The sequence below is a fragment of the Streptomyces sp. NBC_00083 genome, assembly GCF_026343295.1.
Lineage (GTDB): Bacteria > Actinomycetota > Actinomycetes > Streptomycetales > Streptomycetaceae > Streptomyces.
In genome coordinates, this window is sequence record NZ_JAPELY010000001.1 from 3272291 (window position 1) to 3288698 (window position 16408).

A 16408-nucleotide genomic window follows, 5' to 3' on the forward strand; every position below is an offset into this window, starting at 1 on the left:
GCGGTGAGGGCAGGGGTCCGGCACCGGCGACGGGGTTCGCCGGCCGTGGGAGTCTGGGGGCATGGACACGTTCAAGAGCCGACTCCACGCCGCTTCGGAGTGGTGCTCCGCCGCCATCGACGAGTCCCAGGAGGGGCGTTGGGTCCGAGACGCCGTGGAGCGTCAGGTGATGCGCGACATCAGGTGCGCCACCAACCCCCTGCACGGCGGGCGGACGGCCCCGTTCAGCGATGATCCGGGCCGGGTGCGCGTCGGGCGCATCGCGAACTGGGCCGGTGTCCTGCGGCTGGCCGCCCGCGCCGGCGACTGGGTGCTCCGGCCCGTCGCGGGACGCCGCCCGCCACGTCCCGCCGGCATGGCCGAGCTGCTGTCCGGCATCTACGCGGTCGGGGAGCAGGGCGAGATCTGGATGAAGCGGTGTCTGGCGGGGGAGATGCCGCCGCAGGCGGAGCTCGCCAAGGCCGAGTGCTTCCTGTCCGGCCCGGGATCGATCGAGGACCTGGAGCTCTTCTTCTACGACTGACGCGACACCCGGTCGATGCGCCGGGCCGGGGCGGCTGCCGCCCCCGGGGGATGGGGAGGGCAGCCGGCGGGACCGCTTCCGAGGTCGGTATCCAAGGGGACCGCTTGCGAGGTCGGCATCCGAGGGGGCCGGCTTCGGCACCGGCGCAGGCCCCGTACCGCTACCGCCCCGCTCAGGCTCGGTGCGTGCCTGCCGCCAACGCGTTCTTGACCTCCTGTGCCACGCGGGCCGCGTCCGCGGGATTCCCCACGACATCGGTGTTGTTCATGTCGATCACGAGGACGTCGCTGGCCGAGTAGTGCTTGTGCACCCAGTCGTCATAGCCCGACCACAGGGTCCGGTAGTACTCGACGAGGGCCTCGTCCTGCTCGAAGTCTCGGCCGCGCAGCCCGATCCGGTGCAGCACCGTCTCGAAGTCGGCCGAGAGGTAGACCATGAGGTCGGGGGCCTTGCGGTAGGGGAGTTCGTCGATCTCGCGCATCATCTCGCCGAGCAGCCCCTCGTACACCTGCATTTCCAGGGTGCTGATCCGGCCCAGATCGTGGTTGACCTTCGCGAAGTACCAGTCCTCGTAGATGGACCGGTCGAGGACGTTGTTGCCCTCCTTGTACGCCTGCTTGATCGAGGCGAAGCGCGTCTGGAGGAAGTAGAGCTGGAGCAGGAAGGGGTAGCGCTTGGCCTGGATCTCTTCGGGGCTCGCCGTGTAGAAGAGCGGCAGGATCGGGTTGTCGTCCACGCTCTCGTAGAAGACGTCGCTGCCCAGCTCCTTGGCGAGCAGTTCGGCCACGCTCGTCTTGCCGATCCCGATCATGCCTCCGACGCAGATCACCGGCATACCTCGCTTCTCCCTGGGGGTCTTCTGTGCCTGGGTGGGCCGGGCCACCCAGGCACCGAGGCACCTGTCTGTCGGTGGAGTCTCGGTTCCCCAAGGTTGTCGTGATCGGCGTCACGCGGTCCCGGTCCGGACCAGGGCCGCGGAACCGGTCGCCGTCGCGGCGCCGCCCCCGGCCGCGCCCCACAGGCCCGTGCCACGAGTACCGCGCGCAACGACGAGCCACCGTGCCGCGGCCGCCATGAAGCATAGATGACGACGCGGCCACCGTCCCCGGCCGGAGCACGTGGCACCTGGCGACGCTGCCGTCCCCGTACATGCCGACGTCGCAAGGGCGGTCCTCCGCCGGTTGGGCCGGTCGGCCTCGTGGCCGTGGGGGCGCCTGCGGAACGTGGAAAGAAACGTGGGCGGATGTGTCGATCCGGGACCCCCGCGTTCGACGCCAGGGCAGGGGCACGGTCTCCAGGCCGTGGCTCCGGCCGACACCGCAGGCCACCCGCCGACTCGACGAGGAGACGACATGAAGATCCGCGCCCGTATGAGCATGAGCGCCGACGGCTACGTGACCACCCCCAGCGGATGGCCGGCGCTCACCGCCGACCCCGCGTTCGTCTCCGGTCACAGCCACGGCATCCAGGAGTTCCTCGCCGGGTGCGAGGCCGCGCTCATGGGCCGCACCACCTTCGAGCCCGCCCTCACCAACGACCGCTGGCCGTGGCCGAACCTCGAGGTGTTCGTGCTAGCGTCCCACCGCCCGGCCGGAGCCCCCGACCACGTCGTCACCGACAGCGACCCGGCGCGCCTCTTGGAGAAGCTCCGCGCGGCCAACCGAGGAGGCGACGTCCACCTGATCGGCGGGCCGAAGACGATCGGCGCGTTCCACGCGATCGGCGCACTCGACACCCTGGAGCTGGTTGTGCTGCCCCTGCTGTTCGGCGGCGGCACGCAGCTGACGCCCGCGCTCGACCCCGGCACCGGGCTGACCTTCGAGAGCCAGCGGGCCCTGCCGGGTGGTTCGGTGGAAATCGTCTACGCGTGCCGGGGGACCCGCGACGCGCTGCCGCACAAGCCTGCCGGCCAGCAGTGAATCCGTAGCGCACGCACACAACTCCCCTGGGCGCAACGGCGCGTGGAGGAGCGTGCGTGCGCGCACAGGGCGTTTGCCGGTGCGTCGGGTGGTCTTCCGCGCTCCCTGGCCGAATCTGTTCCGGCGGGTCATGGTGTGCGGGGAAATCGCACGGCTTCCGGGAGGGGCGGTGGGCGGGGTGGGGGCAGGGGACGAGGTCCGCTTCGACGGTCAGGTCGCGGTGGTGACGGGTGCCGGCCGGGGGCTGGGCCGGGAGTACGCCCTGCTGCTCGCTGCGCGAGGCGCACGCGTGGCCGTCAACGACGTGGGGACGGGGATCGACGGGCGCGGCGCGTCACCGTCGCCCGCGCACGAGGTCGCCGAGGAGATACGGCGCCTCGGGGGAGAGGCCGTGGCGGACGTCCATGACATCTCGACCCCCGACGGCGCCCGCGCGCTGACGAGAGGGGCGATGGAGCGGTGGGGGCGACTGGACATCCTGGTCAACAACGCCGGAATCTCCATCCTGCGACCCCTGGGAGAGCTCCAGGACGAGGAGTGCGGACGTGTGCTCAGCACACATGTGGGCGGCACACTGAACATGCTTCGGGCCGTGTGGCCCCACATGGTCGGGGCCCGGTACGGGCGCATCGTCAACACATGTTCCGATGCCCTGTTCGGCGACACCGGGCTCAGTGTGTACGCCGCGGGCAAGGGCGCCGTGCTGGGCCTGACCACGTCGCTCGCGGCCGAGGGCGCCGCGCACGGCATCAAGGTCAACGCGGTGGTGCCGATCGCCGCCACCCGGATGTCCCTCGAAGCGCTCGACGACGACGCGCCGACGGCCACCGTGCTCACCGACCTCTTCCCCGCCCGGCGCGTGGCGTCCGTAGTGGCGCTCCTGGCCCATGAGTCGGTGCCCTGCACCGGGGAGCTCCTGCACGCCGCTGGCCGCCGCATCGCCCGGATCTTCCTGGGCGCGACCGACGGGGTGGTGTGGGAGGGCGAACCCACACCGGAATCGATCCGGGATCACCTTCCCGCCATCCGCAGCACCGAAGCCTTCCGCACCCCGGGCAGCGTCAGTGTGTCCATGGCCTACTCCTTCGCACGGCTGGGTGTGGGCGGAGGCACCGAGCCCCTCGCGCTCGACCTCAAGTCGCCCGCCGTCGACAAGCAGCAGGGCCCAGGCTCAGGCCTCGCCGACGCCTGAGCGACACACCGGCGGCCGGTCATCGGCCTCCCCACGGCCGCACCGTACCCGCCATCCGCGCACCCGGGAGGACCCATGCCCCAGGACATCGACTTCGCCCTGCCCGCTCCCTCGCGGATCAGTCCGGGCCTCGACCGGGCCCGCCTGCACAACGCCGCCTGGGTGCGCCGTCTCGGTCTCGTCACCGACGACCGTTCGGCGGCCTGGTACGACTCCTGGGACATGCCGCGCCTGGCCGCGCTCGGTTTTCCGCACGCCGACGGCCCCGGCCTGGACCTGTGCGCGGACGCGATGGCCTTCTTCTTCGTCTTCGACGACCAATTCGACGGCCCGCTCGGCCGGGACCCCGCCCGGACCTCCCGCGTGTGCGGGCAGTTGACCGACATCGCCCACGGCGCCGCCGCGCCCACCGACGCCGACCCGTGCACCGCCGCGTTCGCCGACATCCGGTCCCGGGAGATCCGCGGCGCCCACCCGGCCTGGATCGCACGGACCGCACACGAGTGGGAGTACTACTTCGCCGCGCAGGCCCACGAAGCGATAGGACGCCTCCGCGGCACCCCGGCCGACATGGAGACGTACCTCCAGGTCCGCCGGGGCATCGCCGGAACCGACCTCCCGCTGTCCCTGGGGGAGCGCGCCGCGGGCATCACCGTCCCCGCGGCGGCCTTCCACGCTCCTCAGCTGCGCATCATGCGGCAGACCGCCATCGACGTGACGCTGATGTGCAACGACGTGTACTCCGTGGAGAAGGAGGAGGCCCGCGGCGACATGGACAACCTGGTCCTGGTCCTCGAATCGGCACGGCATCTCACGCGTGACGCGGCCGTCGCCGAGGCCCGCCGGCACGTGGACCGCCGCGTCGGACGCTTCGACGAACTCGCCGTCCAGACAACCGCGTTGTGTGCCCAGCTCGGGCTCGGGCCCGAGGAGGAGGCCGCCGTGCACACGTACGTCGACATCATGGCCGCCTGGATGAGCGGCTACCACGCCTGGCAGACGGAGACGCTCCGCTACCGCACGGCCCCCGAGGTCGTCCCGGCCTCCGGCCCCGGCTATCTCGACCAGATCCTGCACAACAGCCCCGCCAACGCGCCCTGCCACCAGGCGTCCTGAAACACAGTTGCCGCTTGCGGAATTCATCCGCACGTCAGTTGTTTCAATTGCGGAACTGCGGCTAGACGGACCCCATGTCGGAAACAGCGAAGTCGGAAACAGCGAAGAAGAACGAGGCCTCGAACAGCACCGCGGCCAAGAGCACGGCTCGCTCCGCGAGCAGCGGAGCTCGGTCTGCTACGACCAAGGCTGCATCGGCTACGACGACCGGGGCCAAGTCGGCGACCACCGACGCCAAGTCCGCGGCGGCGCACGCCAAGACGGCCGCGAGCCAGGCCAAGGCGGCGGCGTCCGACGCCAAGGACAGCACCGGCCGCGGCGTAGTGGCGCTGCGCTCCAAGGCCAAGGCCGGCGGCGAGAAGCTGTCCGCGGTGCCTGGCAAGTCGCTGCGTGCCGCGACGACCGCGTGGACGGTGGTCCAGAAGCGCAAGCAGATCGCGGCGGGCCTGGGAGGCGGCGCGCTGGCAGCCCTGGCGGGCGCCTACAGCCTCGGCAGGGTGACCGCCCGGCGTGGACACGGGCCTTTCACCCGTGCCACGGGCGGCCGGTTCTGACAAGGCCGCCCGACGGTGAATCCGCTCCCGCGGAAATCACCCGACGGTAAAAAGCAGCCCCCATGGCGGGGGATATGAGCGGTGCGATCGGCCGCGGCCGATCGCACCGCTCATATCCCCCGCCATCGCGCGCCATCGCGCGCCATCGCGCGCCATCGCGCGCCATCGCGCGCCATCGCGCGCCATCGCGCGCCATCGCGCGCCATCGCGCGCCATCGCGCCTTTCGCGCACCCAAGTGGCGCTGACCGAACGCCGTCATGGTGCGGCTCGTCGGAATGCGTCGGGCGCCCCACGGCGCGTGGCCTACCCGCCCGGCCGCCCTCCGTCGTGGCACGCTGAACGCTCTGCCATGGTTCGCGAGGACGACACGGAGGAAACGTGACCAGCACACAGGCCGATGTCATCGTGGTGGGGGCCGGCCTGGCGGGGCTCGCCTGCGCGAGCGACCTGAGCCGCGCCGGCAAGACGGTGCGGCTGCTGGAGGCGTCCGACGCCGTGGGCGGACGCGTACGCACCGACCGCGTCGACGGATTCCTCCTGGACCGCGGCTTCCAGGTGTTCAACACCGCCTACCCGCAGGTCAAACGCCGCTTCGAGCTCCGTGGGCTCCGGCTGCGGCCCTTCACACCGGGCGCCCTCGTCCACACCCCGCAGGGCCGACGGCTCTTCACCGACCCGACGCGCCGGCCCCGCCGGACCGCGGACCTCCTGCCGGGCCGGCTGGCATCGGGCCGAGACCTCATGGCACTCGGCCTGCTCAGCGCCCGGGACATGCTGGGACCCGTCCGCGCCCTCAAACGCGGCTCCGAGCACACCACCGAGACGGCGCTCGCCGCGGCCGGCATCTCTCCCGAGCTGGTCGAGACGTTTCTTCGGCCCTTCCTGTCGGGCGTGTTCCTCGAAGAGGAACTGGAAACCTCCTCCCGCTTCTTCCACCTGGTCTGGCGGAGCATGCTGCGCGGCACCCTGTGCCTGCCCGCCGACGGCATGGGCGCGGTGCCCGCGCAGCTCGCCGAGACCCTCCCGCCGGACTGCCTTGTCCTCGACACCCCGGCACAGGCGCTGACGGACAGCGGAGTGCGGACCGAGGACGGTGTCCACTGGGAAGCCCCCACGGTCGTCGTGGCCACCGGCGCGTTCATGGCCGCCCGGCTGCTGCCGGGGCTCGCGATTCCGCCCACCCGCACCGTGACCACGTACCACCACGTGGCCCCGGAGTCTCCACTGGGCGAACCGACCCTGCTCCTCGACAGCGGGCGACGGTTCCTCAACACCTGCGTACAGAGCGATGTCGCCCCGACCTACGCGCCCGCCGGCAGCGCCCTCATCTGCACGTCCGTCCTGGGCGAGAGCGGCACCGAGCGTGAGGGCGAGCTGCGTGCCGCGCTCGGCGACGTGTACGGCACCGACACCGCGCGCTGGCAGCTGCTCCAAGTCGACACCGTCCACGAGGCGTTGCCCGCCATGACCCCTCCCTGGCCGCTGTCCCGGCCCACCCGCGTCGCCCCGGGCCGCCATGTGTGCGGCGACCACCGGGCCACCGGCTCGGTCCAGGGCGCCCTCGCGTCGGGGACGCGGGCCGCCCGCGAGGTGCTCACCGCCACCGGACCGGGGCGTACGCCGTAGGGCCTGACCGGTCGACATGTGCGGAGCGAGCCGCCACCCGAGCGGAAGGTCAGGCCGCCAGCACCCGCTCCAGCCAGGAACGGCGGGCCTGCCACGCCGCCCGGCTGATCGCCGCGTCCGGGACCACAAGGTCGAACGTGTGATAGCCGCCGGACCACACGTGCAGCTCGGCAGAGCCGCCGGCCCGCCAGATCCGGTCGGCGAAGGCGACGGCCTCGTCGCGCAGCGTCTCCGCGGAGCCGACGTCGATGAAGGCCGGCGGCAGTCCGGACAGATCCGTGGCGCGGGCGGGCGCGGCGTAGGGCGACACGTCCGGGCCCCCGCACGCGGAACCGAGCAGGGACTTCCACCCGAAGCCGTTCCAGCTCCGGTCCCACACATCGACACCGTCCATCTGATGGGCCGAAGCACTGTCGTTGCGGTCGTCGAGCATCGGGCACATCAGCAACTGCCCGGCCAGCCGCGGACCGCCCGTGTCGCGCACCGACAGACTCAGCGCGGCGGCCAGGCCACCGCCGGCACTCGTCCCCGCCACGACGATCCGGTCCGCGTCCAAGCCGAGTTCGGCCGCGTGCTCAACGGTCCACAGCAGCCCGGCGTGGACATCGTCGAGCGGTGCGGGATGCGGATGCTCCGGCGCGAGCCGGTACCCGACCGAGATCAGCGACGCCCCGAGCCGCTCGGCCTCGTCCAGCAGCGGCCCGATGAAGAACAGGTGCCGGGGATCGCCGGTGACGTAGCCGCCGCCGTGCAGGAAGTAGATGGCCGGGCGCGACGCGGCCGGGCCCGAAACGGCGGCAGGCGTGCAGATCAGCAGCTCGGCCCCCGAAGTGCCGGACGCCCCCGCAACCGAGCGCGAAGTCACCTCGAACCGCCCGCCCCGCCGCAGCTCGTCGAGCGTCGGCACCTCTGCGGCGTCCTCCGCTCGGACCTGTGGCAGCCTCTCCAGGCTCATCGGGCCCGCACCGCTCTCCTGCACGGCGCGGTATCCGTCCAGCAACGCCGCGTCGAAAGGTATGGCCGCCATCAATCCGCCCTCGTCAAAATGCGCGCGCCATCCCCGGGCACGGCGCTCATGGGTTCCGAATGCGCTCCCGTTGCGCCCTCGTTGAGGCGAGCGTCCGGTCGCTGGGGGCAGTGTAGATCTTGCTCTACGCGGCCCGGCCCCAGGGTTCCGGGGCTCCGCGCCGGGCCGGGGCACGGCAGCGGGCCGGAGCGTGCGACCGGTCGGGCTACGGGACGCGAAGCAGTCACGCGGTCGGCCGGACAGGTCCTGTCCGCCCCGTCGGGCGCTCAGCCCGGGAAGCGTCCCGTCGACCGCAACAGCCAGCGCCGTTCCGCGTACGCGAGGTCGTCGCGCCACAGCCGGCCCGCGGTGTGGTTGACGAGAGGGCCGGCGAGCGGCCGGAGCAGCTGGGCCACGCGGAAGCCGGGCCGGTCGGAGGTGGCGATGACCGCCTCGACCACGGCGGTACGCGGCCGGCCCCGGGCATCGGTGCCCAGCGGCGTCGCATGCGTCTCGACGACCGAACCCACCCCCTCGCCCCGGGTGATGTGCATGACCACGGTGCGCGGTTCGGGCGCCGTGAAGGCCGCGCGCACCGGGACCACCACACGGCCGGCCACCTTGAACGACACATCGACGACGAACGCGTCGTCCTCGTCCGTGCCGTCACGCCGCGGCGCGCTGACCACCGTCAGGTCGACGAAGGAGTACGGGTGGAACCAGGCGCCGTGCCACGGGTCGAGGCGGTTGGCGACAATGTCCTCGGGCTCACAGACACCCGCCGTCGTGTACACCGACGCGAGCGACCGGTCGAGGCGGGGACGGGGAGGCAACACCGGCGCTTCCAGGGGTGGTTGGGCCTCGTCGGCCGCGTCGAGCCGCACCCAGATCAGCACCCCGTCGTCGTGTACGGGCAGCGGCTCCCAGCCCGCCGTCGGGGCCCCGCTCAGGGCGAGCCCGTGCCAGTGACACACCAGGGTGCCGCAGTGCACCGGGCTGTTCTTGAGCGGCGCCCCCAGGTGCGGACACTGTCCGGGCCCGGCCACGGGCGTGCCGTAGGTGTCGCGCCACACCACGATCTCGCGTCCCGCAATGGTGCGCCCCCACGGGGCGGTCGCGGTCAGGGCCCGGGAGGCGCCCACGACGTACCAGTTGCCGGACGGTCTGGCCTGGGCGCGGCGCAGGGCCGCATCGATGAGTGCGGGGCTCGCCTCGCGCCAGGTACTGCGCTGCTGCTCCCAGGGCACGGCACGTTTGCGCAGGCCGAGGGGGAGGCGGGGGCGCCGTGCCGGATCGCGCGAGACCATGCGCTTCTGCTTTCGTGAGTAACCCATGCCGACCCCGCTCCCGTGGGCGGCCCTGCGTCGGCTCGCCTGCCCGCCATCGTGTCAGCCGGCCCCGGACGGCTCCGGCCGCCGCGCCACGACGGCGGCCGCGGCGGCCGTGGCGCTGTTCGGGGCCCCGGTGTGCAGGACGGTGCCGGGTGCCCGGCGGTGACGTGCCCGTGCGCGGCTGACGAGCCCGTCGAGAGCGATCAGCGCGCGCTTGCGGCGCGGGACCACGGCACGCCGGTGCACGACGCTGTAGCCGTCGGCGGCGATGGCGTCCAAAATGCCGCGGTAGAGCACGAACGCGGTGCGGATGCACGGCCTGGCCCGCGGGCTGAGCATCGCGATGCCGGGCGCGGCCTCCCGGTAGACGCGCCGGGTGAGGTGCTCCGCCGCACGCAGTGCCTGCGTGATGCCCGGGTCGCCCCTTCCCGTCCGTCTGCTCCACTCCAAAAGGTGCCGGTCGACGCCGTGCGCGGCCAGCAGGTCGAGGGGAAGGTAGACCCGGCCCCGGTCCAGGTCCTCGCCGACGTCCCGCAGGAAGTTGGTGAGCTGGAACGCCACGCCCAGGGCCGCCGCATGCGGTGCGGCCTCGGCGGCCGGCACCACCGTGCCCAGGACCGGCAGCATTTGCAGACCGATGACGGCCGCCGATCCGTGCATGTAGGAGCGCAGGTCGGCATAGGTGGCGTAGGAGGTGACCGTGAGGTCGCTGCGCATGGACGCCATGAAGTCCCGGAACAGCTGGGGGTCGATGGCGTAGCGGTCCGCGGTGTCGGCCACCGCCCGGATGACGGGCCGGGCCGTCGCCGCCCCGGGAAGCAGTCCGGCGTCGAGCTCCCGGTCCAACTCGTCCAGCGCGCACCTGCGCCGGTCCGTCGTGGCGGTGCTGTCCAGCGAGTCGACGATGTCGTCCGCCCAGCGGGCGAACCCGTACAACGCGTGGACGGCCGCCCGGTGTTCGAGGGGAAGCAGCCGGGTGGCGAGGAAGTAGGTCCTGCCGTGCCGGGCGTTGAGCGCCCTGCACTGCTGGTACGCGTAACGCAGACCGGGGTCGGTGATACCGGCGGCGTTGAGCTCGCGGGCGGTCATCAGGGGCGCTCCTTGGCGGAGTTCGGGGCCGGGGGCAGATCGGGTCGACGGGGGACGCGGGAGCGCGGGGCGGCGGCTCCGGTGATGCGGGCGGCGGCGAGCTTTCCCGAGACGAGCACCGTGGGCACGCCCACGCCGGGGGTGGTGCCGCACCCCGCGAGGACGACGTTCTCGGTGCCGTTGACGAGATTGCGCGGCCGGAAGGGACCGGTCTGCGCGAAGGTGTGGGCGGCGGAGAAGGGGGTGCCGTACAGATGCCCCTGGGCCTGCCAGTCCGCCGGTGTGACCAGGTGCTCGTCCGTCACCGATGCGGCGAGCCCCGCCAGGCCCCGGCGTTCCAGTTCGGTGAGGAGCCGGGTGCGGTAGCGCGGGGCGAGTTCGGCCCAGGCGCGCGCGTCGGGACCGATGGCCGTGTTGGGGCAGGGAGCGAGGATGTAGTGGAGGTGTCTGCCGGGGGGTGCGAGGCCGGGGTCGCTCGCGGTGGGCCGGGTGATGAGGAGCGAGGGGTCGCTCATGAGCCGGCCCTGCCGGGTGACTTCGTCGAACGTCGTCTTCCAAGCCGCGCCGAACGAGATGGTGTGATGGGCGAGTTGGGGCCAGGTGCGGTCGCAGCCGGCGTGCAGCACCACCGCCGAGGGAGCGGCCCGCAGACCCACCGGGCGCCGCGGGGCCCGGCCGAGGAGCCGGTAGGCGACCGGCAGGTCGGCGGTGAGGACGACGGCGTCGCACGGGATGCGTTCGTGCTCGGTCACCACCGCGGTGATCCGCTGCCCCGAACGCTCCAGCCGCACCACGTTCTCCCCGTAGCGCAGGCGCGCGCCCGCGGACGAGGCGGCGTCCGCCATCGCCGCGGGGAGCGCGTGCATGCCGCCGCGCGGGAAGTACACGCCGGCGACGGTGTCCATGTAGGCGATCACCGCGTACGCGGCCAGGGCGCGGGCCGGCGGCACGCCCGCGTACAGGGACTGGAAGGAGAAGACCCTGCGCAGGCGTTCGTCCTTGATGAAGCGCCCGATGCGGGCGTCGAGACGGCCGAAGCCGCCCAGGGCGGCGAGCCTGGCGAGGTCGGGGGTGAGCAGCTGCAACGGCGAGTCGAAGTTGGTGTCGATGAAGCTGCCGATCTGCGCCCGGTACAGCCGCTGGAGCCACTCCCGCAGCCTGCGGTAGCCCTGGGCCTCGCGCGCTCCGGCGAACCGGGCGACCTCGCTCTCCATGGCGTCACCGTCGGTGTGCACGTCCAGGGTGGCGCCGTCGGCGAAGCGGGCCCGGTAGGCCGGATGCAGCGCGATCAGCTCCACCTGGTCGTACAGGCTCCTGCCGACGGCGGCGAAGGCCTCGTCGGCGAACTCCGGCATGGTCAGCACCGTCGGCCCGGTGTCCCGCAGGAAGCCACCGCTGTCGAGCCTCCCCGCGCGGCCGCCGGGGCCCGGTGACCGCTCGACGAGGGTGACCCGGCGGCCCGCCCCGAGCAGGTGCAGCGCCGCGGAGAGACCGGCGAGTCCGGCCCCGACGACGACCACGTGGTCGGTGCGGCCCGGAATGGTGCGCCTCATGAGGCCTCTTCCGTCGTGGAGCGATGCGGGCCGGCCGGGGAGAGCGAGACGCCGCCCCCGTGGGTCGTCGCGCCTTCGCGGACCGTGCCGTGCGGGACCGCCGGGTCTACGGAAGCCGTCGCGCCGGGCCGCCCGGCTGCCGCGTACATCAGGGCGAGCAGACGGTCGTGGCCTTCGGTGCGCGGCGAGACGTGGCTCAGATGCCGACGGGCCGTGGTCAGCAGCTGGTCGATCCTGCGCGTCACGATCCGCCGGGCCCCCGTGGACGTCACCGCGTCGCGCACCGCGCGCAACCCGTCCGCGTCGAGGTCCGCGCGGCCCACCTGCCGCGCGAACACCTCCTGGGCCGTGGCGTTCCCGGTGGAGCCGGCCCTCGCGAGCGCCACGGCGATCAGATAGGTGGGTTTGCCGCTCCGGATGTCCTGGCCCGGCGGCCTGCCGCCGTGCTCGCCGTACAAGTCCCTTACGTCGTCGTGGAGTTGGAAGGCGATTCCGGCACAGCGGCCCGCCGCGCGGAGCGCCGCCGTCGTCTTCGCGTCGGCGCCCGCGAGCAGCGCCCCGAGCTGCAGCGGGCGCTCCACCGTGTACAGGGCGCTCTTGAGACACGCGGCGCGCACGGCGCGGGCCACGGACCGTGTCCCGGTGACCGCGCCGTGCATGTCCAGGTACTGCCCCGCGACCATCTCGGTGCGCATCACGGCCCACACGGAGCGGATCTCCTTCGCGACCGGTGCGGGCAGCTCCAGCTCACCGACGATGTCGTCGGCCCAGGCGAGCGCCAGGTCCCCGGCGAGGACCGCGGCTGACTCGCCGAGCCTGCGGTGGCCCGCGCCCGTCGCGACGCCGGCATACTGGCCGGCCACCGCCGCGTGCAGCGACGGCTCGCCACGCCGCACCAGGTCCCCGTCCATCACGTCGTCGTGGATCAGCGCACAGCACTGCAGGAGTTCGAGCGCGGCGGACAGGTCGAGCGCCGCCCGCGTCCGCGCGTCGCACGGCCGCGCGCAACCGCGCAGGCCCCACCACAGGAACCGCGGCCGTACGCGCTTTCCGCCGCCGAGCGCGAACCGCTCCAGACGCGCCGCCACGTCGTGCGCGAACGTCTCGTCCAGCGCCTCGGCCCACGCCGTGCGGTGCGCGAGCCAGTCCTGGAGCCGGCCACGGACCGCCGCGGGGACATCGGCATCGACCTCCGCGTACGCGGGCACCGCCGCCGGTGCCGGCCCGTCCGGGCACCCGGGGGCGGCCGGGGCGCTCGCTGGTCGCAGCCCCTCGCGCCGCCGACCGTCTTCCCAGTCCATCGCGGCAGCTCCTTCGGCTTGTCCGTGCCGGGCGGTCGGGGGACCCTCCCCGTGCCGGTGCCCGCCGGAGCGGCGGATACGCAGGGCGAGCATCAGCCGTCGCCCGTTCGGCGTGAACACGGGCTCACCGTGGTACTGGTGACCACGGCACGCCTTCACGTACCGGACCGCAGCAGAAGCAAACCTGATGGAGTCACTCGATTAGGGCGAGGGGAGCATCGAGCCGATGGACGAAGCCGACGTGGTCGTCGTCGGGGCGGGCGCGGCCGGCCTGTCCCTGACCGAGCGGCTCGCCGCCCCCGGATTCGCCGCGGGAGCGCCGTCCGTCGTCCTGCTCGACGCCCCACCAGGCCCCCTGCGCCCGCCGCGCCGCACCTGGTGCTTCTGGGAGAGCGGGGCCGGACGGTACGACGCGGCGGTCACCGCCACCTGGCGCTCCCTGCGCGTGCACGCCCAGGACGGCCGCAGCACCCGTCAGGACATCGCGCCGCTGCGCTACAAGATGATCCGGTCGGACACCTTCCAGACCCTCGTGGAGGAACGCCTCGCCGCAGCACCGCACATCACACGGCGTCAGGCCACCGTGCAGCGCATCACCCCGGCCGGCCGCGGCAGCCACATCCACCTGCGCGACGCCGAGGGCCGCGCCACAGTCCTGCACGCGCGGTACGTCTTCGACTCCCGCCCTCCGCGCGTCCTGCCCCCCGCCCGCACCTGCCTGCTGCAGCACTTCCGCGGCTGGTTCGTGCGCACCCGGCGGCCCGTCTTCGACCGCGGGGCCGCGGACCTGATGGACTTCCGCACGCCCCAGCCCCGCGACGGCCTGGCCTTCTTCTACGTTCTGCCGACCAGCGCCACCACGGCGCTCGTCGAGTACACCCAGTTCTCCGCCGCCGTGCTGCCCGGCGACGCGTACGACCGGATGCTGCGCGGCTATCTGACCGACGTCCTGGGCGCGGCCGGCCACGACGTGACCGACACCGAGACCGGGGTCATCCCCATGACCGACGGCCGCTTCGCCCGGCGGAGCGCACCCGGCGTCTTCCCCATCGGGGTCGCCGGGGGAGCGGTGCGCCCCTCCACCGGGTACGCGTTCTCCGCCATCCAGCGCCAGGTCACGGCGGTGTCCACCGCGCTGCGAGCAGGGCGCGACCCCCTGCCGCCCGCCCCGCACTCGCGACGGTCCCGGGCCATGGACGCGGTGCTCCTGCGCGGCCTCGCCAGCGGCCGGGTGGACGGCGCCGCCTTCTTCGAACAGCTCTTCTCCCACGTCCCGATGGAGCGGCTGCTGCACTTCCTCGACGGACGGACCACCCCCCTCCAGGACGTCGCGATCGGGCTGCGCACCCCGATCCTGCCCATGGTGCGCAGCGCGCTCGCCGCCGCCACCTGCCCACGGCGCCCCGTAGCGCCCCCCGCCCGGCCCTCCTGAGCCTCCCCTTCCACCGAGGAACACCATGCCCGTCCCGCCCGAGCCCGCCGCCCCCTTCGACCATGCCTCCCGCACCCGGGACGCTCCGGGACAGGACGACCACCCGACGAGCACCGGCCGGCCGGGGCGCGACGCACGAGCCCGCCTGCTGCCCGCACGGCCCGGCACCGCACGCCCCCGCGACGCCACATCGCTCTCCGTCGGAGTCGTCGGAGGAGGCATCGCGGGACTGGCGGCGGCGACCGCGCTCGCCGAACGCGGCGTGCGCGTCACCCTGTACGAACGCGCCGACACCCTCGGCGGGCGGCTGGCCGGCTGGCCGACCACCCTGAGCGACGGCAGCCGGGTCACCATGAGCCGGGGCTTCCACGCCTTCTTCCGCCAGTACTACAACCTCCGCGCCCTGCTCCGGCGCACGGACCCCGCACTACGACGGCTCACCCCGCTGCCGGACTATCCACTGCGGCACGCCGACGGCCTCCACGACAGCTTCGCCGCCGTGCCGAGGACACCCCCGTGGAGCGCTCTGTCCTTCGCCGCCCGCAGCCGCTCCTTCCCGCTGCGCGAGCTCGCCCGCGTGCACGCGGGGGCCGCCCTCGGCCTGCTCGACGTCCGCGTCCCCGACATCTACGCACGCCTCGACTCCCTCAGCGCGTACGACTATCTCGACTCGATCCGGTTCCCCCGGTCCGCCCGCCATCTGGCGTTCGAGGTCTTCTCCCGCAGCTTCTTCGCCGACCCGCGCACCCTGTCGGCCGCCGAGATGGCCCTGATGTTCCACATCTACTTCCTGGGCTCCGCGGAGGGCCTCCTCTTCGACGTACCCGACGAGCCGTTTCCGCAGGCGCTCTGGGACCCCCTCGCGGACCGGCTGCGGCTGCTGGGCGCCCGGGTCCGCACCTCCACGGAGATCGACGGTGTCACGCCGGACCGCCGGGGCGGCCTGCGCCTGGCCACCGAGCGGGGGGACGACCACCACGACGCCTGTGTGCTCGCCCTGAACGTCCCCGGACTGGTCCAACTCACGCGAAACAGCCCGGAGTTGGGAGACCCTGCCTGGCGCGCGCGCATCGAGGGGCTGCGCACGGCACCGCCGTTCCTCGTGAGCCGCCTGTGGCTCGACCGACCCGTCGCCCGCGACCGCCCCGGCTTCCTCGGCACCAGCGGGTACGGCGACCTCGACAACGTCAGCGTGCTCGAACGCTGGGAGGGCGAGGCCGCGCGCTGGAGCGCCCGCACCGGTGGCTCCGTCGTCGAACTCCACGCGTACGCCCAGCCGGAGCACGCCGACCGGCGCGCGGTGCAGGACCGGCTCCTCGGCCAGCTGCACCGCGTCTTTCCCGAGACGCGCGGCAGCGCGGTCGTCGACGCGCGCCACGAGTGGCGGGACGACTGCCCGTTGTTCCCCGTGGGCGGCTACGAGGACCGGCCCACCGTGCGCACGCCGCGCCCCGACGTCATGCTCGCCGGCGACACGATCCGCTGCGACCTGCCGGTGGCGCTCATGGAGCGGGCCGCCACGACGGGCCTGCTCGCCGCGAACGGTCTGCTCGCGGGGTGGGGCATCGCCGGGCACGACCTGTGGACGGTCCCTGCGCGCGGACGCACCCTGGTGACGCGACGCCTGGCGGCGCTGGCGGGAGGGTGAGGGGCGCCGACGGCGCTCCCCGGTACCCCAACACGCCTTCCTGGCAGGGGGGTTGAGATGCTCACCGAACGGCGAAGGGCCGTGGGAGTGGGCCCCGCCGGCTCATCACCGGCTCCT

14 protein-coding genes are annotated in these 16408 nt (G+C 73.3%); 8 read left to right on the forward strand and 6 right to left on the reverse strand.

From position 1 onward, the window contains the following. The first annotated feature begins 61 nt into the window (after window positions 1-61). Complete coding sequence (locus OOJ98_RS14625) at window positions 62-523, forward strand: hypothetical protein (RefSeq protein ID WP_267055108.1); 462 nt, start codon at window positions 62-64, stop codon at window positions 521-523. Window positions 524-695: 172 nt separating this feature from the next. Here OOJ98_RS14625 and OOJ98_RS14630 read toward each other — a convergent pair whose 3' ends face one another. Next, complete coding sequence (locus OOJ98_RS14630) at window positions 696-1358, reverse strand: deoxynucleoside kinase (protein WP_267055109.1); 663 nt, start codon at window positions 1356-1358, stop codon at window positions 696-698. 517 nt (window positions 1359-1875) lie between these two features. Here OOJ98_RS14630 and OOJ98_RS14635 point away from each other — a divergent pair. From OOJ98_RS14635 to OOJ98_RS14655, 5 genes are all read left to right on the forward strand, one after another. Then, the gene (locus OOJ98_RS14635) at window positions 1876-2442 is read left to right on the forward strand and encodes a dihydrofolate reductase family protein (RefSeq protein WP_267055110.1); all 567 of its coding nucleotides are present in this window, start codon (window positions 1876-1878) and stop codon (window positions 2440-2442) included. A gap of 178 nt (window positions 2443-2620) precedes the next feature. Next, a complete protein-coding gene (locus OOJ98_RS14640) occupies window positions 2621-3634 on the forward strand; it encodes an SDR family NAD(P)-dependent oxidoreductase (RefSeq protein WP_267055111.1) in 1014 nt (337 codons plus the stop codon). A gap of 75 nt (window positions 3635-3709) precedes the next feature. Beyond that, a complete protein-coding gene (locus tag OOJ98_RS14645; RefSeq protein WP_267055112.1) occupies window positions 3710-4750 on the forward strand; it encodes a terpene cyclase in 1041 nt (346 codons plus the stop codon). Window positions 4751-4824: 74 nt separating this feature from the next. Further along, window positions 4825-5304 (forward strand): hypothetical protein, encoded by a 480-nt coding sequence (locus OOJ98_RS14650; protein WP_267055113.1) that lies wholly within the window; start codon window positions 4825-4827, stop codon window positions 5302-5304. Window positions 5305-5683: 379 nt separating this feature from the next. Next, window positions 5684-6931 carry an NAD(P)/FAD-dependent oxidoreductase gene (locus OOJ98_RS14655; protein ID WP_267055114.1) on the forward strand — a complete coding sequence of 416 codons (1248 nt, stop codon included), beginning with the start codon at window positions 5684-5686 and terminating at the stop codon, window positions 6929-6931. Window positions 6932-6980: 49 nt separating this feature from the next. On the opposite strand, the gene OOJ98_RS14660 is transcribed toward OOJ98_RS14655, so the two are convergent. From OOJ98_RS14660 to OOJ98_RS14680, 5 genes are all read right to left on the reverse strand, one after another. Then, window positions 6981-7958, reverse strand: coding sequence for an alpha/beta hydrolase (locus tag OOJ98_RS14660; protein WP_267055115.1), 978 nt, complete (start codon window positions 7956-7958; stop codon window positions 6981-6983). Window positions 7959-8224: 266 nt separating this feature from the next. Further along, the gene (locus OOJ98_RS14665) at window positions 8225-9271 is read right to left on the reverse strand and encodes a DUF5914 domain-containing protein (protein ID WP_267055116.1); all 1047 of its coding nucleotides are present in this window, start codon (window positions 9269-9271) and stop codon (window positions 8225-8227) included. A 54-nt stretch (window positions 9272-9325) separates the two neighbouring features. Next, complete coding sequence (locus tag OOJ98_RS14670) at window positions 9326-10357, reverse strand: phytoene/squalene synthase family protein (protein ID WP_267055117.1); 1032 nt, start codon at window positions 10355-10357, stop codon at window positions 9326-9328. Further along, on the reverse strand, window positions 10357-11910 hold the full coding sequence (crtI, locus tag OOJ98_RS14675; protein ID WP_267055118.1) for a phytoene desaturase family protein: 1554 nt from the start codon (window positions 11908-11910) through the stop codon (window positions 10357-10359). Before crtI ends, OOJ98_RS14670 begins: the two co-directional genes overlap by 1 nt. After that, complete coding sequence (locus OOJ98_RS14680; protein ID WP_267055119.1) at window positions 11907-13211, reverse strand: polyprenyl synthetase family protein; 1305 nt, start codon at window positions 13209-13211, stop codon at window positions 11907-11909. Before OOJ98_RS14680 ends, crtI begins: the two co-directional genes overlap by 4 nt. A 226-nt stretch (window positions 13212-13437) precedes the next feature. Here OOJ98_RS14680 and OOJ98_RS14685 point away from each other — a divergent pair, with 226 nt between their 5' ends. Then, window positions 13438-14643 carry a lycopene cyclase family protein gene (locus tag OOJ98_RS14685; protein WP_267055120.1) on the forward strand — a complete coding sequence of 402 codons (1206 nt, stop codon included), beginning with the start codon at window positions 13438-13440 and terminating at the stop codon, window positions 14641-14643. A gap of 25 nt (window positions 14644-14668) precedes the next feature. Beyond that, complete coding sequence (locus OOJ98_RS14690; RefSeq protein WP_267055121.1) at window positions 14669-16291, forward strand: FAD-dependent oxidoreductase; 1623 nt, start codon at window positions 14669-14671, stop codon at window positions 16289-16291. The last annotated feature ends 117 nt before the right edge of the window (window positions 16292-16408 follow it).